At 70.5% G+C, this 25,941-nt stretch carries 24 protein-coding genes and 1 tRNA gene; 20 read left to right on the top strand and 5 right to left on the bottom strand.

Annotation, left to right across the window (positions count from 1 at the left end):
• The first annotated feature begins 146 nt into the window (after nt 1–146).
• From mqnB to H613_RS29060, 8 genes are all read left to right on the top strand, one after another.
• Nucleotides 147–761 (top strand): futalosine hydrolase, encoded by a 615-nt coding sequence (mqnB, locus tag H613_RS0107880; RefSeq protein WP_026923376.1) that lies wholly within the window; start codon nt 147–149, stop codon nt 759–761.
• A 13-nt stretch (nt 762–774) separates the two neighbouring features.
• Complete coding sequence (locus H613_RS0107875) at nt 775–1,599, top strand: 1,4-dihydroxy-6-naphtoate synthase (RefSeq protein ID WP_026923375.1); 825 nt, start codon at nt 775–777, stop codon at nt 1,597–1,599.
• Between the two features lie 200 nt (nt 1,600–1,799).
• Complete coding sequence (locus H613_RS32560) at nt 1,800–2,201, top strand: cold shock domain-containing protein (RefSeq protein ID WP_026923374.1); 402 nt, start codon at nt 1,800–1,802, stop codon at nt 2,199–2,201.
• Nucleotides 2,202–2,480: 279 nt separating this feature from the next.
• Nucleotides 2,481–3,320 carry an ATP-dependent sacrificial sulfur transferase LarE gene (larE, locus tag H613_RS0107865; RefSeq protein ID WP_026923373.1) on the top strand — a complete coding sequence of 280 codons (840 nt, stop codon included), beginning with the start codon at nt 2,481–2,483 and terminating at the stop codon, nt 3,318–3,320.
• A gap of 547 nt (nt 3,321–3,867) precedes the next feature.
• The gene (gene yidD / locus H613_RS31665) at nt 3,868–4,320 is read left to right on the top strand and encodes a membrane protein insertion efficiency factor YidD (RefSeq protein WP_211234744.1); all 453 of its coding nucleotides are present in this window, start codon (nt 3,868–3,870) and stop codon (nt 4,318–4,320) included.
• A gap of 10 nt (nt 4,321–4,330) precedes the next feature.
• Nucleotides 4,331–4,552 carry a hypothetical protein gene (locus H613_RS25175; protein ID WP_035736749.1) on the top strand — a complete coding sequence of 74 codons (222 nt, stop codon included), beginning with the start codon at nt 4,331–4,333 and terminating at the stop codon, nt 4,550–4,552.
• Nucleotides 4,553–4,911: 359 nt separating this feature from the next.
• On the top strand, nt 4,912–5,157 hold the full coding sequence (locus tag H613_RS30735; protein WP_156925892.1) for a hypothetical protein: 246 nt from the start codon (nt 4,912–4,914) through the stop codon (nt 5,155–5,157).
• A gap of 307 nt (nt 5,158–5,464) precedes the next feature.
• Nucleotides 5,465–6,472, top strand: coding sequence for a hypothetical protein (locus tag H613_RS29060; protein ID WP_026923372.1), 1,008 nt, complete (start codon nt 5,465–5,467; stop codon nt 6,470–6,472).
• Here H613_RS29060 and H613_RS0107845 read toward each other — a convergent pair.
• Nucleotides 6,469–9,282, bottom strand: coding sequence for an AfsR/SARP family transcriptional regulator (locus H613_RS0107845; RefSeq protein WP_026923371.1), 2,814 nt, complete (start codon nt 9,280–9,282; stop codon nt 6,469–6,471). The two genes, H613_RS29060 and H613_RS0107845, sit on opposite strands and share 4 nt — an antisense overlap.
• A 167-nt stretch (nt 9,283–9,449) precedes the next feature.
• Here H613_RS0107845 and H613_RS0107840 point away from each other — a divergent pair, with 167 nt between their 5' ends.
• Together H613_RS0107840 and H613_RS0107835 are read left to right on the top strand one after the other, a co-directional pair.
• Nucleotides 9,450–10,136, top strand: a complete 687-nt coding sequence (locus H613_RS0107840; protein WP_026923370.1) for a hypothetical protein — start codon at nt 9,450–9,452, stop codon at nt 10,134–10,136.
• Nucleotides 10,137–10,221: 85 nt separating this feature from the next.
• Complete coding sequence (locus tag H613_RS0107835; protein WP_026923369.1) at nt 10,222–10,965, top strand: phosphotransferase; 744 nt, start codon at nt 10,222–10,224, stop codon at nt 10,963–10,965.
• Between the two features lie 35 nt (nt 10,966–11,000).
• Here H613_RS0107835 and H613_RS0107830 read toward each other — a convergent pair whose 3' ends face one another.
• Nucleotides 11,001–12,167, bottom strand: a complete 1,167-nt coding sequence (locus tag H613_RS0107830; protein WP_026923368.1) for a hypothetical protein — start codon at nt 12,165–12,167, stop codon at nt 11,001–11,003.
• Between the two features lie 9 nt (nt 12,168–12,176).
• Nucleotides 12,177–12,500, bottom strand: a complete 324-nt coding sequence (locus tag H613_RS0107825) for a hypothetical protein (RefSeq protein ID WP_026923367.1) — start codon at nt 12,498–12,500, stop codon at nt 12,177–12,179.
• Between the two features lie 183 nt (nt 12,501–12,683).
• Between H613_RS0107825 and H613_RS0107820 the strand changes: the two genes are divergently transcribed.
• Both H613_RS0107820 and H613_RS0107815 read left to right on the top strand, forming a co-directional pair.
• On the top strand, nt 12,684–14,228 hold the full coding sequence (locus H613_RS0107820) for a WXG100 family type VII secretion target (RefSeq protein ID WP_026923366.1): 1,545 nt from the start codon (nt 12,684–12,686) through the stop codon (nt 14,226–14,228).
• A 51-nt stretch (nt 14,229–14,279) separates the two neighbouring features.
• Entirely contained in the window at nt 14,280–14,609 is a 330-nt protein-coding gene (locus tag H613_RS0107815; RefSeq protein ID WP_026923365.1) for a hypothetical protein, read from the top strand.
• 40 nt (nt 14,610–14,649) lie between these two features.
• On the opposite strand, the gene H613_RS0107810 is transcribed toward H613_RS0107815, so the two are convergent.
• Nucleotides 14,650–16,488: an acyl-CoA dehydrogenase gene (locus H613_RS0107810; RefSeq protein ID WP_026923364.1), complete on the bottom strand. Its 1,839-nt coding sequence runs from the start codon at nt 16,486–16,488 to the stop codon at nt 14,650–14,652.
• 483 nt (nt 16,489–16,971) lie between these two features.
• Between H613_RS0107810 and H613_RS0107805 the strand changes: the two genes are divergently transcribed.
• A complete protein-coding gene (locus H613_RS0107805; protein WP_026923363.1) occupies nt 16,972–17,157 on the top strand; it encodes a hypothetical protein in 186 nt (61 codons plus the stop codon).
• A 10-nt stretch (nt 17,158–17,167) separates the two neighbouring features.
• On the opposite strand, the gene H613_RS25165 is transcribed toward H613_RS0107805, so the two are convergent.
• Complete coding sequence (locus H613_RS25165) at nt 17,168–18,271, bottom strand: PP2C family protein-serine/threonine phosphatase (protein WP_156925891.1); 1,104 nt, start codon at nt 18,269–18,271, stop codon at nt 17,168–17,170.
• Nucleotides 18,272–18,682: 411 nt separating this feature from the next.
• Between H613_RS25165 and H613_RS0107795 the strand changes: the two genes are divergently transcribed.
• The 7 genes from H613_RS0107795 (at nt 18,683) to H613_RS25150 (ending at nt 25,908) form a co-directional block, all read left to right on the top strand.
• Complete coding sequence (locus tag H613_RS0107795; RefSeq protein ID WP_026923362.1) at nt 18,683–19,117, top strand: GNAT family N-acetyltransferase; 435 nt, start codon at nt 18,683–18,685, stop codon at nt 19,115–19,117.
• A gap of 220 nt (nt 19,118–19,337) precedes the next feature.
• Complete coding sequence (locus tag H613_RS25160; RefSeq protein ID WP_035736746.1) at nt 19,338–20,183, top strand: serine protease; 846 nt, start codon at nt 19,338–19,340, stop codon at nt 20,181–20,183.
• Nucleotides 20,184–20,383: 200 nt separating this feature from the next.
• A tRNA-Gly gene (locus H613_RS0107785) sits at nt 20,384–20,457 on the top strand.
• Nucleotides 20,458–20,811: 354 nt separating this feature from the next.
• Nucleotides 20,812–22,098 carry an extracellular solute-binding protein gene (locus H613_RS0107780; protein WP_026923361.1) on the top strand — a complete coding sequence of 429 codons (1,287 nt, stop codon included), beginning with the start codon at nt 20,812–20,814 and terminating at the stop codon, nt 22,096–22,098.
• Nucleotides 22,080–23,096 carry a carbohydrate ABC transporter permease gene (locus tag H613_RS25155; protein WP_084546439.1) on the top strand — a complete coding sequence of 339 codons (1,017 nt, stop codon included), beginning with the start codon at nt 22,080–22,082 and terminating at the stop codon, nt 23,094–23,096. Before H613_RS0107780 ends, H613_RS25155 begins: the two co-directional genes overlap by 19 nt.
• 5 nt (nt 23,097–23,101) lie before the next feature.
• Nucleotides 23,102–23,935: an ABC transporter permease subunit gene (locus H613_RS0107770; RefSeq protein ID WP_026923360.1), complete on the top strand. Its 834-nt coding sequence runs from the start codon at nt 23,102–23,104 to the stop codon at nt 23,933–23,935.
• A 74-nt stretch (nt 23,936–24,009) separates the two neighbouring features.
• A complete protein-coding gene (locus H613_RS25150; protein ID WP_051393076.1) occupies nt 24,010–25,908 on the top strand; it encodes a beta-propeller domain-containing protein in 1,899 nt (632 codons plus the stop codon).
• The last annotated feature ends 33 nt before the right edge of the window (nt 25,909–25,941 follow it).

Genomic DNA, 25,941 nt, shown 5'->3' with positions numbered 1-25,941 from the left:
ATGGTGAGGTGCGATTCTTCGCCCGCCGTCGCGGCGTCCGGCGCTGGGCGGCCTCCGTCGGTGCGGGGCTGCGGGTCCTGTGGAGTGTCCGGCCGCATGCGTCTCGGCGGCCCGGGCCGCGGAGGGGACCCGGTACGTTTGATGCCATGCGAATGCTCGTCGTGTGCGCGGTCAGCGAGGAGGCCGAGGCCGTTGAGGCCGGCCGCACGGTCCGCCATGAACTGGACGTCCTCGTGTGCGGGGTCGGCCCCGCCGCGGCGGCGGCGTCCACAGCGCGGACCATCGCCGAGAACGGGCAGATGGGCCGCGCCTACGACGTGGTGGTCAACGCCGGGATCTGCGGGGCGTTCAAGGGCCGCGCGAAGATCGGCGACGTCCTCATCGCCACCGACTCGGTCGCCGCCGAGCTCGGCGTCGCGCTCCCGTGGCGGTTCCAGCCGATCGACGAGATCGGGTTCGGCACCAACCGGATCGGCTGCAACACGGTCCTGACGGTGGCCGTCGAGGGCGTCCGCGGGGAGATCCTCACCCTCGCCTCGATCACCGGCTCGGACGGCCTGGCCGCGAACCTCGCCCACCGGCACCCCGAGGCGGTCGGCGAGGCGATGGAGGGTTTCGGCGTCGCCACCGCCGCCCAGCAGGCCGGGCTGCCGTTCGCAGAGATCCGCACCGTCTCGAACTACATCGGGGACCGCGACGTCACGCACTGGGACTGGGGCGCGGCGCTCAAGGCGCTGACCGAAGCGATCAGGGAGCTGTGACACCGTGAGCGACATGCACTTGGCGCACTCGCCGTGCCCCAACGACACGTTCATCTACCATGCCTGGACGGCCGGGCTCCTCGACGGCGCGCCGCCGGTGCGGCTGACGTTCGCCGACATCGACGTCACCAACACCGCTTGCGCGCGGGGCGAGTTCGATGTCGCCAAGGTCTCCTATGCGGCACTGCCGTATTTGGGCGAGGAGTGGCGGCTGCTGCCCGCCGGGGGTGCGCTCGGGCGGGGGTGCGGCCCGCTGGTGCTCACGAACGGGCGGTCGGGGCTCGGCCGAACCGGTCTCAACGGCGCGAAGGTCGCCGTGCCGTCGGATCGCAGCACCGCGTTCCTGCTGTTCAACCTGTGGATGGACGAGTTGGGCGGGGAGGACGTCACGATCGAGGTCGTGCCGTTCGACCAGATCATGCCGGCGGTCCGGTCGGGCCGGTTCGACGCGGGCCTGGTGATCCACGAGGCGCGGTTCACCTACCGCGAGTACGGGCTCCAAAGCCTGGTCGACCTCGGCGAGTGGTGGGAGGCTTCGACCGGTGCGCCGATCCCGCTCGGCGCGATCGTCGCCAAGGCGCATCTCGAGGGCGAGGCGATCGCCGAGACCATCCGGGCCTCGCTCGACTACGCCTGGGCTCATCCGGAGGCGAGCCGCGACTACATCGCCGAGCACGCGCAGGAGATGTCCGAGGCGGTGTGCCGCCAGCACATCGACTTGTACGTCAACGAGTTCTCGCGCGATCTCGGCACCGAGGGCCGCGCGGCGGTCGAACGGCTTCTCGGAGGAGCGGCGGCACTGGGGCTCGTGCCCGAAACACGGATAACGAACCTATAGCCTATAACATCGGAATATCTTATAGGTTATAACATCCTTTTTATTATAGGATATATCCTATAAGGTTATAGGCAGAGTGGGATTCCCAGCCGTGGGCGCATGCGCGCCAGTCGCCCGGATGGTTGATTCCTTCCGCTGGGGCCACGCTAGAGTTGACGGACTTGTCAGTACAACCCAGACGAGAATTTCGAGGTTGCGCCGTGCCTAGTGGCCGAGTGAAGTGGTTCGACGCCGATAAGGGATTCGGCTTCGTCTCCCGCGACGACGGCGGCAAGGACGTGTTCGTCCACCGTGATGCGCTGCCCGAGGGCGTCGAGGAACTCGTCAAGGGCCAGAAGGTCGAGTACAGCATCATCGACACCCGCCGGGGTGTGCAGGCGATGGGCGTCCACGTGATCGCCGCGCCGCAGACCGGCGCGGGGGCCCCGGCCGCCGAGAAGCCCAAGCGCTCGCCCGAGGAGCTCAACAGCCTGCTGCAGGACATGATCGGCGTGCTCGAGCAGCAGATCATGCCGCCGCTGTCGCGCGGGCGGCGTCCCGACCGCAAGACCGGCGCGAAGATCGCCGAGATGCTCCGCGCCGTCGCCGACGACCTGGGCTGACAGCCCGTCGAGCGGGCGCCTCTTGCGAACGGGATCGTCTAGGGCAGTAATCGAGCGTTTCGCGATGGTGTTTCGCGCTCCGAACTGATGACGCGGTCCTCGCGGTTCGTTCGTCTTCGTGGGGTTCGATGAGCGGCGCGAGGCCGCGGCTCCCCGCCGACTGCGTGCCGGGCGACTGATAGGCCTTCGTGGAAAGCTGAGGGCACCGCGCGGAGCGAATGGGCCTCACTGCGGTCCTTACCGCCCGACGCGGCGCTCGGCGCGAAGTAGGCTCGGGGAGTGACCTCCCAGGCTGACAAGGTCGACGCGCTGCTCGACCGGCTTTCCTCGCTCTCTTCGCTGCTGGTCGCCTTCTCCGGCGGCGCCGACTCGGCGTTCCTGCTGGCCGCCGCCGTCCGCGCGCTCGGCCCCGAGCGGGTCGAGGCCGCCACCGCGGTCTCGCCGTCGCTGCCGAAGAGCGAGCTCGATCGGGCCGGGGACTTCGCCGCGGGACTCGGGGTCGTCCATCACGCGCCGACCACCGACGAGCTCGCGCGCGAAGGCTACCGGCGGAACGCCGGCGACCGCTGCTTCTTCTGCAAGACCGAGCTCATGAGCGTCCTCGCGCCGCTGGCGGAGCGCCGCGGCGTCGCGGCGATCGCCACCGGCACCAACGCCGACGACACCGTGGCCGGGTTCCGGCCCGGCATCCGCGCCGCGGCCTCGGCCGGGGCGATCACGCCGCTGTCCGACGCGGGGCTGACCAAGAATGAGATTCGGGCGGTCTCGCGGGAATGGGACCTGTCGACGTGGGACAAGCCGGCCGCGGCGTGCCTGTCGAGCCGGATCGCCTACGGCGTGGAGGTGACCGCGGCCGGGCTGGAGCGCGTGGCCGCCGCCGAGGCGGCGCTGCGGGACGCGTTGCGGGCGGCCGGCATCCCGGTCCGGAATCTGCGGGTGCGGGACTTGGGCGGCGACGCGGCGAAGGTGGAGATCGACGCGGAGTTGGTGGAGGCCGTGGCCGCGCGCGGCGACGTGCTCGCCGCCGTCGAGGGCTTCGCCGAAGTGCGGCTCGACGAGCGCGGTTTCCGCTCAGGCGCGATGAACGAGCTGCTGCCGAACCCCGAGCGGTACCGGTGAGCCGGACGCCGTGAGGCGCTGCGATGCCGTTCGGCGTTGGCCTTCTCGGTGCGGGCGTTGGAGATCGATGCGGCCGAGCGGCAGGTGCGGATCAGATGGCGTTCGGGTGGAAGCGATACGGCTACTGCGACCGCGTGGACTGAGGCCCGAGAAATCCGGCGCTGCGGGCGGAGGCGGCACGGGATCGGCGGGCCGTCGGCGTTCGCACACGCTGGCGCGCAAAGGTCCCGGTGGGGCGGGGCAGCGGTGATCGTCAGTGGAGGATGAGTCCGGAGCAACCGCCCCACCGGGTCCATAACCCCTCGGGAACCCCTCATTCCCCGAGGCTTTCACCGTGGAACATGAGCCTGAGCGCGCCCTGAAGCATTCCTGTCAATTCCCTGACATAGGTGTATTTGGTGTATAACGGTTCGTACTCGACTTCCTTGCCTTTTGCGGGACGAATACTCCCCAATCGACAGTGACTTCGATCCGATCTGGACTCCCGCAGGGCGGCGGGCGGCCGTGTCGGCGGAGCCGGATCACCACGGACGTGTAGAACGGTCCTGTGGATCTGTCAGGCTGCTCGAGCGTGTACGAGCCGGGATGCTCCACCGGCTGCGGCACCCCGCTGGAGGCCGCCTGCGACCCCGGCGGGCCGTGCAACGCGTGCTCGCGGGCCTGCGGCGGCACGTCCGACGCGGGCCCGTACTCGCTTGCGGCCGTCTTCGACTTCGCCCGGCTCACCCCCGAGCGCCTCGAACGCGCCCGCATGAGTCACCGTCGGCTCCCCCGCCTGATCGGGCTGCACGCCATCGCCGCCTACCGGCGCCGGCTCTCCCCGCGAGTCTCGGTGCAGTGCCGGTACGTCCCGTCCTGCTCGGGGTACGGCTACCGCGCCGTCAGCCGCTACGGGCTGTGGGTCGGCGGGCGCCTGGCGGCGGCACGCGTGTTCCGCTGCAGACCTGGAGTGACGCCGGGCACGCATGATCCGGTTCCCGGCCGCGAGGGCCCCCGATAGCATTCGGGGCATGACCGATGTGAAGAAGGCCGACCAGCAGGCCAACAAGGATGTCAAGACCCGCAACCGCACGGTGAAGCCCGGCCACCTGGAAGTCGCCGAATTCACCTCCGGCACCATCGGCGCCGCCTCGCCGTTCGGCCGGTCGAACTTCCCGCTGCCGACCGAGGCCATCCACTACGAGCACCCCGAGCCGGTCCCGACGCGCATCCTCGAGGACGAGCGCCACTGAGCCGTTGCGGCAACACGTCATTGACACAACGCGTTGTTGCAACGCATTACTAGAGTTTTGTAACAAAATTACATAGATGGTATGTTCTTGCGCACGCGGAGTCTCGCGCGCCTTCGGCGCTGCCCGCGAGGCGGCGATCGGCTCCGTGCCCCCCGTCCAACCCCGGAGGATGAAACGCAATGCGGCGTACCACCCGATACGCGGCGGGAGTGCTGGTCTGGGCACCGGCACTCACCGCCCGCACCGCCCCCGACGACCCGCCCGGCGGCGAAGCGTCCTGAGAGGACGAACCCACCGAGGCCCAGCTCGCCTCCTACGCCACCGCCGCAGAGGACGCGACCGAGCAGTTCTACTTCGTCATGACCGACCGCTTCGCCGACGGCGCCCCGTCCAACAACACCGGCGGCGCTGGGCAAACTGACGGCTCGCAAGCGTCGCCGAACGATGGAACGGACGGGGGCCTGCACCTGCGGGGCGACGCCCTCGCCTACAAGCTCGACGGGGGCATCGGCGGTGCCGGGCAGGACGGTGGCGGTGTTCGTGAGCTGAAGGCCGGAGCCATGACCGCAGCGCCAAGTGGCGGAGCGGATCGGTTCCGTAGCTAACGATTCGGGCCTTGACAGGCCAGGAATACTAAGGGGTACTTTTGGATCCCTGAAACCGGGGCGGACGGTCAGCGTCCGTCCCGGTTTATCGTTCTCCATCGGGGCGCGGGATGCCCGGTTCCACCGCTTTGGCCTGTCCGATTCGCGGCTGTCGCTTCGCCAGGAAAGACACCTTATAGACTATATAGTATAAGAGTCCAGGGCAGCTTATAAGCTATAAGTATCTTATAGAATATACTCTATAAGATATAGCGGTGCGCGGCACTGGCGGCTGCACCTGTGGGAAAACCCGGTTACGATTCGAGACATGACATACCCCCCGCAAGGCCAACCGGGTGACCCTTACGGCCAGCCCCAGCCGTACAGTCAGCCGCCCGCCGACGGCTACGCTCCCGGGCAGGTCGGCCCGGACTACGGCGCGCAGCCGCCCCAGTACACGCAGCCCGACATGGGCCAGGGCGGATATCCGCCGCAGCAGCACGGGTACGCTCCCCAACCCGGGTACGCGCCGCAGCAGGGCTTCCCCGACCCGTACGGAGGCCAGTACGGCCCCCCGCCGGTGCAGTCCACCAGCAAGGGCAGTGCGGGCACCGCCGTGCTCATCGTCGTCGTCCTCATCCTGATGATCGGCGGCGGCGTCGCCGGATACCTGCTGCTGGGCGGCGACGATGACAAGGGCACCACGACCGCCGACGAGGAGACCACCAGCGAGGCCACCGAGGAGAGCACCGGCGAGGACGGCGAATCGCCCGACGACGACAGCGGCGAGACCGAGGCGCCCGCACCGGGCGGCGACGCCCTGACCGTGGACTCCCTCGGGGCGACGACGCCGAACCCCGGTGATCCGTGGGAGTTCTACAGCGGCCCCGGCACCGCGGGCAAGATCAGCGACGACGCGCACGCCTACTGCATCTACCACACCGACAACTGGATCTCCTACATGGAGGTCGGCGTCGTCAACTCGGCCTACACGCCGTACGACCCGGCCGACCTGCAGGGCAGCGCGGGCGGCGCCATGGACGCGTGGACCTCGGGCTTCGCCTTCGGCAGCACCGAAGGCCTCGCGGTCTCCGAGACCACGTTCACCGACACCGAGGTGGACGGCCGGCCGGCAGTGCTGGCGGAGGCCACCGTGTCGTGGACGTCCAGCCCCAACAGCGAGGACCTCTACGAGGACGTCGCGGTCGTGATGGTGGACGTGGACGGCGTCAACGGCTTCATCGGGCTGGCGAGCGTGCCCGAGTCCGGCACCGACTCCCGCCAGGCGGCCATCGACGCGCTGCTCGCCACGACCTTCGAAGGCGAGACGGCTTAAGCGACTTCGAGGCCGCCGTCGAGCTTGCGCTGGACGCGGCCGGTGTCCACGGTGAGGTCGAGTGCCCGGTAGGAGTGCAGGGCCCGTTCCCATTCGGCGCGAGCCGCCGCTCGGTCGCCCATCGCGTGCCGGGTGTCGCCGATGTGCTCGTCGACGTAGGCCACGCTGCTCTCCATGCCGGGCGCGTCGTACAGGTCTCGGGCCTCGCTGTAGCACCGAAGCGCCTCGTCGAAGCGGCGCTCGCGGTGGGCGATGTAGCCGAAGCCGAACAGGGCGGTCGCCTCGGCGACCGCGACGCCGCTCTCCCGCCCGGCGGAGAGCATCCGTCCGAAGCACGTGCGCGCCTCGGCGAGATCGCCGATCCGGGCGCTGTGCCAGCCGATCACGTGCTCCGTCCGCATCGTCCAGATCGCGTCGCCGGCCTCCATGAAGTGCTCGCGAGCGCGCCTCGCCTGCTCGATCGCCTCCTCGTCGCGTCCGTCGCGGCCCTCGCAGAGGGACATCGCGTGGAGCACGAAGCCCTTCGCCCAGGGCATGCCGTGCTCCTCGGCCAGGGCCATCGCGCGGTCGAGGCGGACCACCGCGGCGTCGCGGTCCGCGAGGTAGAGCAGCCCTCCGGCGAGGTAGCCGAGTGAGATGATCTCGGCGAACACGTCCCGGCTCCTGCGGGCGGCCGCCAGGCCCGCCGACTGGCAGTCGATCAAGTCCTGCGCCCGGTGCCGCGCCATGATGCACTCGGCCAGGCACCACGCGAGCTGCCAGATGCGCCTGTCGTGAACCGGCTCGACCTTGAGCCGCACGAGCGCCAGCAGCACCTGGTATTCGGCCTCGAACCAGCGGCGGGCCGCGCCCGCGTCGCCGATCGGCTCCGGCGTGACGCCCGCGGCGACCTCGCCGAGGTCGATCCGATCGCGGTAGGACGCCAGCAAGAGGTCCGCGCGGTCGGCGGTGTGGACATAGTGCTCCAGCATCCTCCGCACGGCCTGCGACCGCTCGGCCTCGTCGACCTCGGCCTCCAGTCGTTCGACGGCGAAGGCCCGCAACAGGTCGTGCATGGTGAACCGGCCCGGCTGGTGCTCGTGGACGAGCTGCACGGTGGCGAGCGCCCGCAGGGTCTCCTCGGCTTCCCTGGGCGCGACCGCGGCGAGGCTGCCCATGGCCGCCGCGGTGATGTCGGGGCCGGGGTGCAGGCCGAGCAGGCGGAACGCCTTCCTCTCTCGCGCGTCGAGTTCTTGATAGGAGCATGAGAAGACGGTCCGGGGGTCGAACGTGGGGTCGTCGGAGGAGAGCACTCTGAGCACGTTGCCGGTCGATTCGAGCCGATCGGCGAGCGAGGAGAGCGGGAGGCCGGGGTTCGCCGCGGCCCAGGCCCCCACCAGGCACAGCGCGAGCGGCAGCCCGGCGCAGACGGCGACGATCCGCCGCGCGGCCCTGGACTCGGCGAGGTCGCCCGCGACGAAGCGGCGCAGGACCGCCGTCGACTCCTCGCGGGTGAGCACGCCGAGCGGCACCGGAAGGGCGCCGTCCAGGCCGATCAGGCCCATGAGCCGGTTGCGGCTGGTGACGACGGTGAAGCTGTCTGCCGAGCCGGGCAGGAGCGGGCGGACCTGCTGGGCGTCGCGCACGTTGTCCAGCACCACCAGGACGCGGCGCCCGGCCAGCATGGTGCGGTAGAGGTCGGCCTGCTCCTCGATGTCGCCGGGGAGGTGGTGCTGGTCGACGCCGAGGCGGCGCAGGGCCTTGCCGAGCGCCGGGCCCGGGCCGGTCTCGGACGCCACCGGGTCGAAGCCGCGCAGGTCGAAGTAGAAGCAGCCGTCGCCGAAGCGCTCGGCGACCCGGTGGGACCACCGGAGCGCCAGGGAGGTCTTGCCGACGCCGCCCATGCCGCTGACGACGGCGAGCCCGGCCTGGCCCGCGGCGGCGTCCAGGGCCGCGTCGAGTGCCCGGAGCTCCAATTCGCGGCCGGTGAAGCGTGCCGGGGCCGGCGGGAGCGTGAACGGGATCGGGGCCCGCCGCGGCTGCGGGGCGGCCGGGGCGGTGCCGGTGGGCGGCGGGTCCAGCGCCGGGTCGTTCCTCAGGATGGCGGCGTTGAGTTCGACCAGGCGCGGGTCGGGGTCGATGCCGAATTCGTCGGCGAGGCGCCGCCTGAGCGCGGCGAAGTGCTTGACCGCCTCGGACGGCTGCCCGGTGCGGTGGAGGGCGAGCATGAGCTGGAAGGCGAAGCGCTGGTCGCCGGCGTGGACCCGGGCGATCTGGCGCAGTTCGCCGACGAGCTGGCCGTGGCGGCCCAGTTCCAACTCGACGTCGAACCGCTGCTCGAGCAGCGGGAGGCGGTCGTCGTCCAGGGTGCGGGCGATCGATTCGATCATCCGGCCGGACATGCCGGCCAGGGCCGGGCCGCGCCATTCGGCGAGCGCGCTCCGCAGCTGCGCGGCGGCCTCTTGGAGGTCGCCGGAATCGCGCAGACTGCGGGCCCGGCGTTCGGCGGCGTCGCGGCGCAGGACGTCGAGCTCCGTTTCGGCGACGGTGAACCGGTAGGCGTCCTCGTTGACCGTCTCCAGCCGGTCCTTGAGCAGTCGGTGGGTCTTGCGGATCTCGCCGACGAGGTTCCTGACCCGCTTCCGCGGGTCGTCGGGGAGCTCGGCGTCCTCCCACAGGCCGCGGACGAGACCGGTGATCTGCACCGGCCGGTTCGCCTCGTCGAGCAGCATGACGAGCACTTTGCGGGCGTTGCGCCCCGGGACGGTCACCGGTTCGCCGTCGACGCGGACCTCGAAGGGGCCGAGCAGGCGGGCGTCGAGTACTGGCATGTGGAACGGCCTTACTGCTGGGGGCATCCGTATTCCAGTGTCCCACATGCGAGCTCGATGGCAGGGTCCTCCGATCCGTGACCGATCGGGGACGGACCGGGGAAGCGGCGCGCGAGCATTCGCACTGTCCGCGCTCATCCGCGCAGCAGGCACAGAGAGGAAGACCGATGGACCGTCTCGACGTCCCCGACGACTACGAGGAGCGACTGGCCGCCGGTCGGCGCGCGATCGACCGGCTCCCGGCGGGCGCGGCCCGCGACTCGGCGAGGCGCGCAGTGGAGCTGGCGCCCGCGCGCGAGACGGTGGAGGCGGCGCGGCAGCGCGCCGACCGCGCCGAGGCGCTGCTCGGCGAGCTGACGCGGTCGACGTTCGACGGCACCGACCCCGAGCGGGTGGTCTGGCTGCGGTTGGACTACACCGGGCGCCTGACGTCGCTCGCGTTCAGCCCCACCATCGACCGGCTCAGCAACCCGGTGGTGGCCGGGGCGGTGGTGGAGGCGTGGGCGGCGGCCGAGGCGGCGCGCGCCGGGGAGGCGGCCCGTCTGGAGCGGGTCGGCGCGGCCCTGTACCGGGGCGGCGCCGACGACCCCGGGTTCGCGGTGCTGCGCGCGCAGTTGGACGCCCGCGCGGGCGAACGCGTCGAGCACACCGACGCCGACGAGCTGTGCTCGGCGGAGGTGGACCTGGAGGGCCGCCTGACCGAGTGCAAGTTCCTGGTGCCGAACGCCACGTTGGACTACGACTGCGAGACGCTCGCCGCGGAGACGGCGGCGGTGATCAGGACCGTCCAGGAGCGGGCGGCGGCGGTCATCGCCGACCTCGTCGCGAGGTGCTTCGGGGAGGGGAAGGCGTGAGGGTCGCCCTCCGGGGCCGCTCCGCTGAGGGAGCGCCGCCCGAAAAGGCCTTGTGGCCGGGGCGGTCCGGGAAGAGACTGGCCCGATGGCCGATGAACATCCCCTGCCCGGCGGTCTCGTCAACGACGTGGTGCTGAAGGACGGCAGCGTCCGCCGTCCGCTCGGTGCGCATTCGGCGTTCGTCCACCGCCTGCTGCGGCACTTCGAGGACCGGGGCTGGGGCGGCGCGCCCCGCTTCCTCGGGATCGACGAGGACGGCCGGGAGATGCTGAGCTTCTTCGAAGGACATGCCGCGATCGAGCAGGACCGATCCCCCTACGCCGAGTCGGACGCGAGCCTGGAGCAGTTGGCGGCGATGGTGCGGGAGTTTCACGATCTCGCCGCCGACGCGGCGTTCTCGGGCGAGGCCGAGACGGTGTGCCACAACGACCTGTCGCCGAAGAACACGGTCTACGCGGGCGAGGGCGCCGGCGCGCTGCCGGTGGCGCTCATCGACTGGGACACGGCCGCGCCGGGCGAGCGGATCGACGACCTCGCGCACCTGTGCTGGCAGCATCTCCGGCTCGGCCCTCTGGCCACCGATCCGGCCGAGACGGCGCGGCGGATGCGGCTGGTCTGCGACGCCTACGGCCTCGACCGGGACCGGCGCGGCCGACTGGTCGAGGCCGTTCTGGGATGGCAGGACCGCTGCCGTCGCGGCATCGAATCGAAAGCGGCGGCGGGCGAGGCGGCGATGGTCCGCCTCCGCGAGAGGGGCACCCCGGCCTGGATCGGGGAATGCCGCCAGTGGGTGGCGGAGCACCGGGGCGAGCTCGAAGCGGCGCTCTGAGCCGCCTGCGCCCTTCCCCGGCGCTCGCCGCGCACTCAGGCGTACGGGTCGTCGTCGCCTCCGCCGATGCCCCAGACGTCGTCTTCGGGGTCCTCGGTGAGCTTCGATTCCCTGGTGGTCTCGTCGTCGGCCTTCCCGGCGCCGCGGCCGCCTCCTCCACCCATCATGGACGAACCGGCGCCGGTCCTGCCGGTGCCGCCGACGGTCGCGGCCGGTGCGGCGCCCGACATGGCGCCGAGACCTGTGGCAGTCGGGGCAGTGGCGGGGCCGGACGAGGCGAGGCCGCCCGCGGGGCCGGAGCCGCCGCCGAAGCCGCTGCCGGCGCCGAGACCGCCCGCGCCTGAGGCGAGGCCGCCGGAGAGGTCCTCGGGGTCGGGGAGCTCGGTGTCGGCCCACGGGTCGTCCAGTTCGGGCCGCTGGAGGTCATCGAGGCCCGAGGGCGTCTGGGGCATCGGTGTCTGGGGCATCGTCGGCTGCTGCGGGGTCTGCGGCTGCGTGGGAGGCTGTTGCCGGTCTTCGGGTTGCTCCGAGGGCGCTTCCTCCTCCTCGGTCGGCTCCTGTTCCTCCTCGGCGGCCTCTTCCTCTCCGGCTTCCTCGCCCGCGGGGGCGCCCGAATGGTCCTCGGCCATCAGGTGCCGCATGTCCTCGCCGGTCGATGAGGTCTTGGAACCCAAGGGCTGCAACGCGCCCGCCGCGGCGCTCAAGGCGGCCGCCGCCTGGGCGTCCGTCGAGTTGAGACCGGCGAGGACGGCCTGGAGGCCCGTCGTCGCCGCGAGCGCCGTGGCCTCCAGCGCCGCCTGGACCTGGAACCCGAACGGTCCGGCCATGGCGATCGCCACGCGCTGGGCGGCGCTGAGGACCACCTGCGGCGCGGGCTGGACGTCGAAGCCGGCGGCGTGGATCGCGGCGTCGGCTCCCTTCAGGACCGTGACCGCGGTTTCCATCGCGGCGCCCGCCGCGCTGAGCTGCCCGGCGGTGGCCGCCGTCTGCGAGGCGAGGCCGTCGATGTGGGCGCCGACGGTGTCCACTTCGGTGTTGAATGCGGTGTTGGCCTCGTCCTGCCAGTGCATGTTGAGCGAGGCGACCTGTTCGCCGTAGGCGAGGCGGTGCTCGGTCAGGTCGGCGCCCGCGGCGGTCATCTGCGCGGCGTAGTCGACGAACGCGGTGGGGTTGGCCGAGAGCGCTTCTCGATACGTGGGCATGGCGGTCTCCTATTTCGGACGGGCGGCGGGGATCTCGCCGGCGATGGTGTTGAAGCGGCCGCCGATCGCGGCGTCGCTGGCCTCCATGTCGTCGGCGCAGCCTGCGACCTGCTCGCCTTGCCAGATCTGGCGGCTCTCGACGCTGGCGACGTCCGCCGCGAAGGCGGCCTGCCAGTCGCCGCCCGCCCCGCCGGCGGCGAAGCCGGCGTTCTGCTCCGCGGCGGCGGCCGCCGGGCGCTCCACTCGGCTCGACGCGCCCCGCACGCGGGGTGCGAGCGTGCGCAGCGCGCCGCCGCCCGCTCGCACTTCCGGCACGTCCATGTGCACGGTCATGGTTGCCTCCCTGAGGTCGGTGCGCCCTTGACGGGCGGACGCCCGACGGCGTCTGTGGCAATGTGCGCCGTCCCGTCACGGGTCGGTCCCCGACTCGGCTCCGCGAGTCGGGGACCGATCCGTGACAGCGCGTCGTTCCATTGGAGTCCGCAGCCGAACGACCTGGATGGAGGTGCGCTGCCCATGAGCGACGGCCAGTTCGAGTTCGAGTTCGAGTTCACGGTCGGCACGTACAGCGGCGAGGCGTGGCAGGGCGTGGAGTTCCCGACAGTGCCGTCGCCGACGTCGTGGACGATCGCGTTCGGCGACACGTCGTCGCTGGAGGCGGGCGGGAGCCGCGCCGGGTGCTCGGCGGGGGCGTGCCCGCATCCGACCGCGCATCCGGCGGAGGCCGACTGGCAGCAGCTGGCGTCGGCCGTGCCGGTCCCCGAGCAGCTCTACCGGTTCAAGCCGCGCTGCGAGGGCATGGCGTATCCGACCGAGGAGGACTTCCGGTCCGCGGTGCGCGCGGTGCGTCCCGAAGCGCCCGACGGCTTCTCGCTGCAGCGGCTGCGCGAGGGCTGGACCGGCGAGGTGGCCGCGCGCGTCGGCGAGTGGCCCGAGCGCGTCAGGTCGAAGCTGGCCGCGCTCGCCGAGAACTGGGCGGGCGACGACTTCGACGCGTTCGCCGCCCAGGTCGACCAGGCGCGCTCGCTCATGGAGGGCGTCCTGGACGACATCGAGGACACGGCGGCCGAGCTGCGGCACCGCGAGGAGGCCGTGTACACGCTCCAGGGCGGCGATTCGGGCGAGATCCCCTATCCGGCGCCGATGGTGGGCATCGAAGGCGAGTGGAGCAATCTGACGGCGATCCATGTGCGGCCGGCGTGGTGGCACGGCGACTGCATCACGATGAGCTGCGAGCAGGCCGAGCGGGCGCTCGAACTGGCCGGGGCCGACCCAGGCCTGGCCACCGAGGTGCGGGAGTTCATCGAGGAGAAGGTGGGCGAGCGTCTGAGCGGCCTCGGCGCGCTCGTCTCGCCGGTGCGGCTGCTGGCCGCCGAGGACGCCGAGGAGCAGTACGGGCCGCGCGTCGAGGCCGAGCTGGCCGCCTACCAGGGGCGGCAGGCGGCGATCGACGAGGACATCGCGCAGAAGCGGGCCGACCAGAGCGCCGAGTTCGCGGCGCTTGCGACCACCGGGGACGACCGGCCGTTCCCGTCGTCGGCCGATCAGAACTATATGGACTTGGCGTCGCCCGAGGTCGAGCACCCGGCCGCTCCCGCGGCGCCCCAGGCGACGCAGGACCCGAGCCCGGTGCCGCCGAGCGGCGACGGCTCCACCGCGCGGGAGGAGCCTGACGAGGCCGACGAGACGCCTTGGTCCCCCAGTGAAGACGACGACGACGGCGAGGTGTCGGGCGGTCTGGCCGGGGGCGGATTCGGCGGTGTCGCCCCCGGCGGGGGCGGCGGCCCGGCTGCCGTCGTCTCGACCGCGTCGACCACTTCGAGCCCGTTCACGGCCTCCCCCACCGTCGCCCCGCTGACCACCGGTGGCGCGGGCGGCACGGGCGGCCCCCGGGCGGCGGCCGTAGGCGCCGCCCCGGGGTCGCCCCCGGCGAAGGGCTCGGGCGCCGCGAAGGACAAGGACGGGGAAGAGACCGAGAAGGACGACGACGGGCGCCTGCTGAACCGGGAGACCGGCAATGTCTGGGGCTACGTCCCCGCCAAAGACGACCCGTTCAAGTGAGCCGCGCGATCCGACTGAGCCGCACGATTCGAAGAGGAAGGACCGGAGACGATGGCGACCGAGCGCGTATTCGACGCGACCGCACTCGAGGAGTACCGGCAGTTCCTGCTGGAGCTGCTGGAGGAGTTGGAGAACGACGTGATCCCGGTGCTCCGCGAGGGCACGTTGAGCAGGGCCCCGGCGTTCGGGTCGGCGCCCGGGGCGGCCGAGAACGCCCTCCCCGAGTACCTGGAGTTCCACGCCGCGACGTGGCGGAACCTGCAGTACCTGCGCGGCACCCTCCACGGCCTGACCGCGGCCCTCGCCGACGCCGCCGCGGGCACCGGTGAAGGCGACTTCTCCGCGTACCTGGATTTCATGGGCATCGGCGAGGACGCGTGAGCGCCCGGGCCACGGGGGGCCCGGGCGCTCACGCGGGAGGCTAGAAGGCCTCGTCCGGGAGGTCCATCGCGGTGAGGTCGGCGGCCTCGACGATCTTGCGGTCGGCGGTCAGGCGCGGCAGCACCTCTCGGGAGAAGAACTTCGCCGCGGCCACCTTGCCGCGGTAGAAGTCCTCGTCGGAACCGCCATCGAGCTTCGCCTGGGCGATCTCGGCCTGGCGCAGCAGCAGCCAGGACACCATCAGGTCGCCGACGGCCAGCAGCAGGCGCCGCGAGTGCAGGCCCGCCTTGTACAGGTCGCGCGGGCGGCCGTCCATGGGTCCCATGAGGGCCGGCTGGAGCGCCTCGATGATGCCCTGGACGTCGCCGAGCGCGCGCAGGACCTTGGCGCGGACCTCGGCCAGCTCCCCATGTCCGTCCTCGGTGGACTGCATGATCTCGGCGGCGACGGCCATGAGCGACTCGCCGTTGTCCTTGATGATCTTGCGGAACAGGAAGTCGAGGCTCTGGATGGCGGTGGTGCCCTCGTACAGCGTGTCGATCTTCGCGTCGCGCAGGTACTGCTCGAGCGGGTAGTCCTGGAGGTAGCCCGAGCCGCCGAACGTCTGGAGCGACTCGGAGGCCAGCAGCTCGAAGGCCCGCTCCGAACCGCAGCCCTTGACCAGTGGCAGCAGGAGGTCGTTGACGCGCTTGGCGGTCTCGGCGGCCTCCTCGTCGCCGTCGGCGATGGCCAGGCGCTCCTTGTCCTGCCAGGACCCGGTGTAGGCGACCAGGGCGCGCAGGCCCTCGGCGTAGCTCTTCTGGAGCATGAGCGAGCGGCGCACGTCCGGGTGCTTGATGATCGGCACGCGCGGCGCGGTCTTATCGGTCGACTGGAGCAGGTCGGCGCCCTGGATGCGGCTCTTGGCGTAGTCGAGGGCGTTGAGGTATCCGGTCGAGAGCGCGGCGATGGCCTTGGTGCCCACCATCATCCGGGCGTACTCGATGATGAGGAACATCTGCCGGATGCCCTCGTGCCGCTCGCCGAGGAGCCAGCCCTTGGCGGGCGTCTTCTCGCCGAAGGTGAGCTCGGCGGTGGCCGAGACCTTCAGGCCCATCTTGTGCTCGATGTTGGTGGCGACGACGCCGTTGCGCTCGCCGAGCTCGCCGGTCCGAGGATCGAACTCGTACTTGGGCACGATGAACAGGCTCAGGCCCTTGGTGCCGGGCCCGCCGGCGCCCTCTTCGCCGACGGGGCGGGCGAGGACGTAGTGGATGATGTTGTCGGTCATGTCCTGGTCGCCCGACGTGATGAACCGCTTGACGCCCTCGATGTGCCAGGAGCCGTCGGGCTGCTTGTAGGCCTTGGCGCGCCCGGCGCCGACGTCGGAGCCCGCGTCGGGCTCGGTGAGGACCATGGTGGCGCCCCACTGCCGCTCGACGAAGAGCTTGGCCCATTCCTTCTGCTCGTCGGTGCCCTCGATGAACAGGCTGTGCGCGAAGGAGGGCCCGGCGGCGTACATCCACAGGGCCGGGTTGGCGCCGAGGACGAGCTCTGCCATGGCCCACCAGAGCATGCGGGGCGAGGAGGTCCCGCCGAGCTCCTCGGGCAGGTCGAGGCGCCAGTAGTCGGACTCCATGAACGCGCGGAAGGACTTCTTGAAGGACTCGGGGAGGGCCACCGCCTGCTTCGCGGTGTCGTAGACGGGCGGGTTGCGGTCGCCCTCGACGTAGCTGGCGGCGAACTCCTCTTCCGACAGCCGCGCGAGCTCGGAGAGGATCTCACGGGCGGTGGCGACGTCGAGGTCGCCGAAGGCGTCGTGGTCCAGGATCTTGTCGGCCCCGAAGACCTCGAAGAGGTTGAACTCGAGATCGCGAAGGTTGTGGCGGAAGTGCGTCATTGCGGGTCCTCCATTACTCGGTGGTAACCACCATCATATTACTCGCCGGTAATCAACTCAAGTATCCCGCGAGAAGCGGCCTGCGACCAGCGCATATCCAGTGTGTCGGAGGTGGCGGGTAATTTTCCGGGTATCACCGTAACCAGCAAAGACGTGCTTCGTTGAACTAAACGACAGACCGCCTGTGCGACATCCGCCCGCACGGCGCCGCACGACCGCCGAACAGCCCGTCGCCCGGGCGGCCCCAGCCGCCGAGCGACACGACGAACAGCACGACAGAGCAGCACAGTCCTACCGACAGCACTGCCTCACCAACAACACAGTCCCGCCGAGAACACCACCGCACCCAGCCCGGTAACACCACGCACCATCGCCGAGAAACACCACCGCAGCCCACCGGCGCAGTCCCGCCCGGCAGCACCGACGACCCGCTCGCGAGCCTTCGCGAGCCGGTGCGTGCCCACCACCGCAAGGAGCCTCCCGATGATCCGAACCGTCGCCGACCGCATCGCCTCGAAGACCCGACCGACCTACCGGGGCCGCCACCGCCGCACCCGGAGCAAGACGACCGCGGCGTTCCGCACGCTCCCCGCCGCCGAGGTGGCCGCCGAACGCGGCGAGGAGGCGCTGGCCGTGCCCGTCGGCGGCCCCGTCGCGCCGCCCACCTGAACGACGAGCGCTAGTCGGGCTCCGGGCGGTAGTCGAGGAGCATCAGGGCGATGTCGTCGGTCAGCGGGCCGCCGACCCAGCGGCGCAGCGCCGTCTCCAGCGACGCCAGGCCGTCGCCCACGTTGCCGTGCCCGATGAGGCTCCACGCGCGGTCGCGGATCGGGAAGAACTCCCCGTCCTGCCGCGCCTCGGCGAGGCCGTCGGTGTAGAGGAAGATCCGGTCGCCCGGCTGGAGCCGCACCGTCAGCTCCCGCGCCGAGGGGCCCAGTCCCAGCGGCGGCGCCATCGACTCGGGCTCCAGGTAGGAGGCGACGCCGTCGCGCACCAGCATCGGCGCCGGGTGCCCGCAGTTGACGATCTCGAGGGTCCCGCCGCGCTCCTGGAGCAGGATCGCGGTCACGAAGTCCTCCTCGTCGGCGTTGCGGGCCACGGCGTGGTCGAGGTCGTCGACCATGCGCCGCTGGTCGGGCCGCTCGAACGCGACGTGCCGGAACGAGCCGAGCACGGTCGAGGACAGCCGCACCGCGTCCAGGCCCTTGCCGCGCACGTCGCCGATGACGATCCGCACCCCGTACTCGGTGTCGAGCGCCTCGTACAGGTCGCCGCCGATCTCGGCCCCCGACCGCGCCGAGACGTAGCGGGCCGCGATGTCGAACGGCCCCAGGCGGTTGTCGATGGGCCGCAGGATCGCCTGCTGCACCACCAGGGCCAGCTGCGTCAATCGCCGCAGCCGATCGTCGTCGCGCTCTCGGACCACCGAGACCGCCACCGCGATGGCGACCGCCGCGCCCACCACGAGGAAGTCGACGGGGTGGTTCAGAGCGGTCAGGACGCTGAAGTCGTAGAGGATCCACAGGTAGGCGAAGAAGCCGACGATGCTCGCCACGCCGACGGCCACGACCCAGCGCCAGGCCAGGAACGCCGAGGAGACCAGGGGCGGCAGCGCCAGCCAGGGCACCGCGTGCAGGTGGTCGCGCACCGCCAGCTGGAGGGCCACCAGGACCACGACCGTGACGAAGGCGACGGTGAACACCGAGCGCACGGACGGCGACATCCAGCCGGTCGACTGGTCCGCGGGCACAGTGCGGAAGCCGCGTTGCAGCGGGGTGCGCATCTCGGTGAACGCCTCCTTCCTCCCTGACCGGTCCGGGGCCGCGGTGGGCCTCACCCGGGCCCATGGGTTCGGGCCCATGGGAAAGCGCGGGAACGGCCTCCCGGCCGCCCGGGTCTGTCGAGATTCTCGCACTTGATTTCGAGAATCTCCGATGTGAAGATCGTAATGGTCGCCGAGTTGGTTCCCTTCCTGGAGGAGGGCACCGCGCCGCGCGTCTCGATCTCTGTGCGTTCGGACAGTCGTATACGACGAAAAGAACGATGAGGAGTCCACTGTTCGGTCGGTGCCGAAAGCCGCGGGGCAATCGTGGGCGGCGCCTGGCGCCGGTCACAACCGCTGGCGGGCAGAGGGCCGCCGTGCCAATGTTGGTGCGTGCAGTTCACCCTTGAGAGAACCCCGTTCGCAAGCGCTGTGGCGCAGGAGCTCTGCGCCGAGATCCAGGTCGAATACGTCCGCCGCTACGGCGACGGGGACCAGACGCCGCTCGAGACCGACGACTTCGATCCCCCGAACGGCGACTTCTTCGTCGCCTTCGACGCCGACGGCGAGCCCGCCGGGTGCGGCGGCTGGCGCGCCCACGAGGACGACGACGCCGAGATGAAGCGCGTCTACGTGCGTGAGACCTCCCGCCGCCGCGGACTGGCGCGGCTGCTCGTGGCCGCGGTCGAGGCCTCCGCCGCCGAGGCCGGACGCAAGCGCGTCGTCCTGGAGACGGGCCCGCGCCAACCCGAGGCCATCGCGATGTACGAGGCGCTCGGCTACCGGCCCGTGACCCCGTTCGGCTACTACGCCCGCACTGACGGATCGCTGCACTTGGGCAAGGAACTGCGTAGCGAGAAGCGGTGAGCGCCGGTATTCGAGTGGGCTTCGCGACGGCGTCCAGACAATCATCGCGCCTTTCCCTTCAGGATGAGACGTCCGTATTAATCGGAAAGATCCTTGATTCAGATTGATCCACATAAAAATCTGTTATGCGAGAAATCTACTGCTCCGGGGCGAGTTCCCGTAGGCTGCGGTCGCGGCGTGAAACCGCCGCCTTCGACGACCCGTCTCGGAAGGACCGCGCGTGCACCACAGCAGCAGACTTCTCGCTCGCCTCGGAGTCGGCCTCGCCGCCCTCCTCGGCGCGGCCGCACTGGCGATGACCTCGACCGGCGCCCTCGCCGCCGAGGCGCCCGACCGGAGCGATATCAACCGCGATATCAACACCGAGGTCATCGGCGGCGCACCGGCCGCCGACGGCCAGTACCCGTGGATGGTGGCCCTGGCCGACGCCGCGGACCCGTCCTACAACTACTGCGGCGGCTCCCTGGTCGAGGACGACGTCGTGCTCACCGCCGCCCACTGCACGGTCGACAGCGCGCCCGGTGACGTGGTCGTCCGGCACGGTTCGGTCGACATCACCGCGACCGAGGCGTACGAGGTCGCCGAGATCCACGTCGCCGACGGCTTCGACGGGGAGTCCATGTCGGACGACTGGTCGCTGCTCCAGCTCACCGAGCCGGTCGTCGGCGCCCGGCCGATCCCGCTCGCCGTCGCCGACCGTCCCGACTGGGGCGTGCTGGAGGTCGCCGGTTGGGGCGTGACCGAGGACGGCACGGCCCCGGACGAGCTCAGGTTCGCCCGCGTCCCGCACGTCTCCGACGCCGACTGCGCCGAGGCGTACGGCGACGAGTTCGACGCCGCGTCGATGCTCTGCGCCGGCGATCTGGCGAACGGCGGCGTGGACTCGTGCCAGGGCGACTCGGGCGGGCCGCTCATGTCGGTCGCATCCGGCCGGGCCGTGCAGGTCGGCATCGTCAGCTGGGGCTACGGCTGCGCCGAGCCGGGGCATCCCGGCGTGTACACGAACGTGGGCGAGCTCTACGGCGACATCGTGGCAGGGCTGGAGGATCTGGCGCAGGCCGGGTGAGCCGGGCGAGAGGCTGCGAGTGGGCCGCCCACACAGGCTATATATCCTATAACTTATATTTTATAGCTATAACCTATAAGAATATTATGTCATATAGGATATATGTTATAGGATCCTCGCTCGACAGGCCGCTCATGCGCGAGCGGGCCGGGCTTGTATACTCGTCACGGCCCGCTCGGCAGCGTTTCGAAGCGGCGCACGCGGGTGTAGTTCACTGGTAGAATGCGACCTTCCCAAGGTTGAGAAGCGGGTTCGATTCCCGTCACCCGCTCCACATAGCGAACCATCTCCGCAATGCCTCCGGCCCGTCGCCGGAGGTTTTCGCTTTTCCAGGCGCCTTCCGCAGCGATGCATTCAGCCGCACGGCCCACTCGAGTCCCGTTTCGCCTCGGGCATCCCCCATGTCGCTTTGCCCTCATGATGTAGCACGCGCTTTCCACCGGACTGCGGAATTTTCCCGTTGGTTAGGAAAGGGAGACCCTCTTCACATCCGCTCCTCGCATCGGTACTATGACCACATCGAAAATTACCGATACTTGTCCTGAAACTTTCGGATCCCGCAACCCTCGCTCTGCCCCGGACAAGCATCGGCCGAGTCACCCTCAATCCCTCGAAAGGAACAACTCCAATGAGCAGACCCCTTGTCAGGCTCCGGGCGCTCGCAGCGGCCGGTGCCGCCGCGGCACTGGTGGTCGGCACCGCCGCCTGCGGTGACGATTCCGAAAGTGACGCCGACATCTCGTGGTGGCACATCCAGAACAACGACCCGATGCTCTCCACCTGGGAGGACATGGCGAACGAGTGGTCCGAGGACTCCGGCCTCTCCTTCGACATCCAGCCGATCGAGAACCAGGCGTTCAAAGACCGCATGGGCACCGCCGCCCAGTCCGGCGAGGTCCCCGACCTGTTCCAGACCTGGGGCGGCGGCGTGCTCGCCCAGCAGGTCGAGGCCGGGCTGGTCCAGGACCTGACCGGCAAGCTCGACGACTGCATCGACAACATCAACCCGATCGCCCTTGAGCCGTACACCATCGACGGCAAGCTCTACGGCGTCCCGTTCGACGCGGGCGTGGTCGGGTTCTGGTACAACAAGGACCTGTTCGCCCAGGCCGGCATCGACGCGCCGCCCACCACGTGGGCCGAGTTCCTCGACGACGTCCAGGCGCTCAAGGACGCGGGCATCGCCCCGATCGCGCTCGCCGGTGGCGAGCCGTGGACCGCCCACTACTACTGGGCCTACCTGGCCATGCGCCTGGCCGGCCTCGACGGGCTTGAGGCCGGGGCCGAGGCCGGCGACTTCTCCGGCGAGGGCTTCGTCAAGGCCGGCGAGATGTTCGCCGAGCTGGTCGCCATGGACCCGTTCCAGGAGGGCTTCGAGGCGACGTCCTTCGGCGGCCCCGACGGCCAGTCCGCGCACATGGGCAGCGGCACCACCGCCATGTCGCTGATGGGCCAGTGGGCGCCCAACTCGATGGCCACCGAGGCGGGCAACGACGGCCTCGGCGACGCGCTCGGGTTCTTCCCGTTCCCGACCGTCGAGGGCGGCCCGGGCACCACCACCGAGTACCTCGGCGGCGGCAACGGCTTCGCGGTCGGCGCCGACGCGCCCGAGGAGATCTTCGATTTCCTGTGCTACATCAACCAGCCCGAGCAGATGGCGCGCGGCGTCGAGGACGGCCCGTTCACCACCGTCGCGGCCGACCCGGCCTCGCTGGGCGTGGAGATGGCGCCGGGCGTCCAGATGGTCGTCGACGCGATGGGCAGCGCCACCGGCGTCCAGCTCTACCTCGACCAGGAGTACCCGCCGGCCGTCGGCGGCGCCATCGTCGAGGCCACCTCGGGCCTGATCGTGGGTGAGCTCAGTCCCGAGGAGATGGTCCAGATGATCAACGAGGCATGGGCGGAAGAGGCGTGACAGCCACCAAGACCCCCATATCGGCTCCGGCCGAGGGGCGCCCGGACGGCCGCGGCGGCGGGAAATCCCGCCGTCGGGCGTCCGGGCGCCCCGGCGCGGGGACCATAGCCACCTTCATCACCCCCGGCCTGGCCCTGTTCCTGCTGTTCGTGACCGTACCGGTCATCTTCGCGGCCTATGTGGGCTTCTTCCGCTGGAACGGGCTCGGGGGAGCGCCGACCGACTTCATCGGGCTGGACAACTTCACCGAGCTGCTCCATGACGACGTCTTCCTCGGCGACCTGTGGCACGCGTTGCTGTTCGTCGTGATGTCGCTGGTCCTCCAGCTGCCGCTCTCGTTCGGCCTGGCGATGCTGCTGCACCAGCGCTTCCCCGGCCGCACGATCTTCCGGCTGCTGTTCTTCATGCCCTACGTGCTCACCGAGGCGGTCACGGCCGTCCTGTTCGGCCTGATCTTCTCGCCCTCGCGAGGCTTCGCCGACGCCCTGCTCGGGGCCGTCGGCGTCGACGCCCAGATCGGGTGGCTCTCGGACCGCTCGATCGTCCTGTTCGTCGTGTTCGGGGTCCTGAGCTGGAAGTTCTTCGGCTTCCACATGATCCTGTACCTGGCCGGGCGCCAGAACATTCCCGACGAGCTCTACGAGGCCGCCGCCATCGACGGCGCCACCGGTTGGCAGATGTTCCGCCGCATCACCCTGCCGCTGATGGGCCCGACGGTGCGCATCACCGTCTTCCTGTCCATCATCGGGGTGGTCCAGCTGTTCGACCTGGTGTACGTGTTGACCGACGGCGGCCCGTTCCACGCCTCGGAGACCATGGCCATCACCATGTACGAGCAGGGCTTCCAGCGGAACCGGATCGGCTACGCCTCGGCGCTGTCGATCGCGATGTTCCTGATCAGCTTCGTGTTCGCGCTGTTCTACCAGCGCTATGTGCTCAAGCGGGACCTGGCCGGGGGCTTGACCGGCAGTGCCGCCAGTGAAGGGAGCCGCTCATGAGCGTCATGACGCCGCGCGGGAAGTTCCTGCGCAACACCGGCTTCTACATCGCCGCGGGCATCACCACGCTGTTCGTGGCCGTACCGATCCTGTTCGCCCTGCTGGGCGGGTTCAAGGACAACCAGCAGCTGCGCGAGAACGCGCTGGGCCTGCCGAACCCGTGGAACACCCAGAACTACACCGACGTGCTCGAGTCCGACTCGTTCTGGCAGCAGGTGTTCAACTCGATCGGCATCGCGCTGGTGAGCACCTTCATCGTGGTCGCGGCGGCGGCGATGGTGGCGTTCGTGTTCGCGCGCTACGCCTTCCGCGGCCGGGAGTTCCTGTTCATGCTGTTCGCCACCGGGATGATGTTCCCGTTCACGGTGGCGGTGCTGCCGCTGTTCATCATCCTGCGCACGCTCGGGCTGCTGGAGAACCCGATGGGCGTGATCCTGCCGCAGGCGGCGTTCGGGCTGCCGCTGACGATCATCATCCTGCGCAGCTTCTTCCGCGCCATCCCCGGCGAGATCGAGGAGGCGGCGACCATCGACGGGGCGGGCCCGTGGCGGTTCTTCCTGACGATCCTGCTGCCGATGGCCCGCCCGGCGCTGGCGACGGTCTCGGTGCTGGCGCTGGTGGCCAGCTGGAACAACTTCCTGCTGCCGCTGGTGGTGCTGCAGGACCCGAACATGTGGACGCTGCCGATCGGCGTCACGCAGTTCTCGGGCCAGTACTCCACCGACACCGCGAGGATCCTCGCGTTCGTCATGCTCGCGATGCTCCCGGCGCTGATCTTCTACGGCTTCGCCGAGCGGCACCTGATCAGCGGACTGACCTCGGGCGGCACCAAGGGATGACGAGGCGTCGGTTCCTTCCGGCTTCGTGAGGCCGCCGGAGGGAACCGAACCGGGCGCGGCGGCGTCGGAAGGTCATGCGACACCCACTCATACCTCTCGGCGCCGCCGTTGCCGTACTGGCGGTCGGCGCGTGCACCGTCCAATCCGAGGCCCGCATCGAACCGGCCGAGCCGTGGGTGCCGGCCTCCGCGAGGCTGGCGTCCTACAACTCCTGCGAGGACGCCCTGGAGGGCATCCAGAGGTCCGTCCTCGGCTCCCTCACCGAGCGCTACCGCAGCCGGGACCAGCGCGGCGGCGTCGAGTTCGCCCAGGAGGACGGCACCCTGGCCGAGGCCGAGGCCGCCGCCCCGGGCGACGACGCGGGGGCGGGCGACACGAGTTCGACCGCGCCGCATTCGGAGACGAACACGGCCGTCGCCGGGGTCGACGAGCCCGACATGGTCAAGACCGACGGCGAGTTCGTCTACAGCGTCGTCGACACCGTCCTGCGCGTGGTGGACGCGCGCACCGCCGAGGTCGTCGCCGAGCGCGAGTACGGCTGGGAGACGTGGGACCACCGGATGTTCCTCGGCGACGACGAGCTGCTGGTCATGTACGGGCAGGACCGCGACCGGGGCGGGTACTACTACTCGTCGCTCACCGTCGACCGGCTCGACCCGCGCACGCTCGACGTGCTCGACACGTTCGCGATGGAGGGCTCCATGCTGGACGCCCGCATGGTCGACGGCCAGGTCCGCTTGGCGGTCTCGTCGGCGCCGCACGTCGAGCCGATGTGGGAGGAGTTCTACGACTCGGGCAGCGACATCGCCGACGTGCGCAGGGCGGTGCGCTCCACCGAGTTGGAGGACTGGCTGCCGGACTGGAGCGTCAACGGCGTGGACGGCGAGATCCCGTGCGGCGACATCGCCCACCCCGAGCGGTTCGAGGGCACCGCGACCGTGTCGGTGCTGGCGCTCGCCGCCGACGGGGCGTGGTCCGAGGTGGAGCCGGTGACGGTGATGGCCGACGGCGGCACCGTCCACGGCACCGCCGAGAGCCTCTACCTGGCGCATGACGACCACGACTGGGACGACGAGGACCCGAAGGCCGAGACGGAGATCTACCGGTTCGTGTTCGACGGGGACCGGCCGCGCCTGGCCGGGGAGTCGGCGGTGCCCGGGACGCTGCTCAATCAATATTCGATGAGCGAGTACGGCGGGCATCTGCGCGTGGCGACCACCGAGGACACCGCGTCGTGGTGGGGCTGGACGGACGACATCGCTCCGGGCGAGGGGGGCGAGCCGGCGAAGTCGACGGTGACCGTGCTCGAGGTCGGCGACGACGCGTTGACCGAGGTCGGCTCGGTCACCGATCTCGGCGTGGACGAGCAGATCTACGCCGTCCGGTTCGTCGGCGACACCGGCTATGTGGTGACGTTCCGCCAGACCGATCCCTTGTACACACTGGACTTGTCCGACCCGGCAGCCCCGAAGGTCACCGGAGAGCTGAAGATCACCGGCTACTCGGCGTACCTGCACCCGGTCGCCGACGGGCGCCTGCTCGGCGTCGGCCAGGAGGCCACCGACGAGGGTGTGACGACCGGGCTCCAGGTGAGCCTGTTCGACGTCTCCGGCGCGGAGGCGGCCGTGCTCGACCAGTACGAGCGGCCCGGCGCGAACTCGACGGCCGAGTGGGACCCGCACGGCTTCCTGTACTGGGAGCCCGAGGGCATCGTGGTGCTGCCCGCGTGGGACTGGGACGACTACGAGTCGAGCGCGGGCGCGGTCGTCCTGGAGATCGGCGAGGGCACGGTGACCGAGGCGGCCTGGATCGAGCACGAGGCGCCGAGCGGCGGGAGCGAGGACTCCTACTACGGCAACGAGATCGTGCGGAGCCTGGTCATCGGCGACCACCTGTGGACCGTGTCCCACAGCGGGCTCATGGCCAGCGAGATCGGCGGCGACTACGAGACCACCGAATGGGTGGCCTGGTAGAGGGGCGGGGCCGCGCCGTCTTTCGGGTGACGG

The organism is Glycomyces arizonensis DSM 44726 (genome assembly GCF_000482705.1).
Classification (GTDB): Bacteria; Actinomycetota; Actinomycetes; order Mycobacteriales; family Micromonosporaceae; genus Glycomyces; species Glycomyces arizonensis.
The sequence above is the reverse complement of the archived record's forward strand: the minus strand, read 5'-3'. Positions and strand labels throughout refer to the sequence as shown.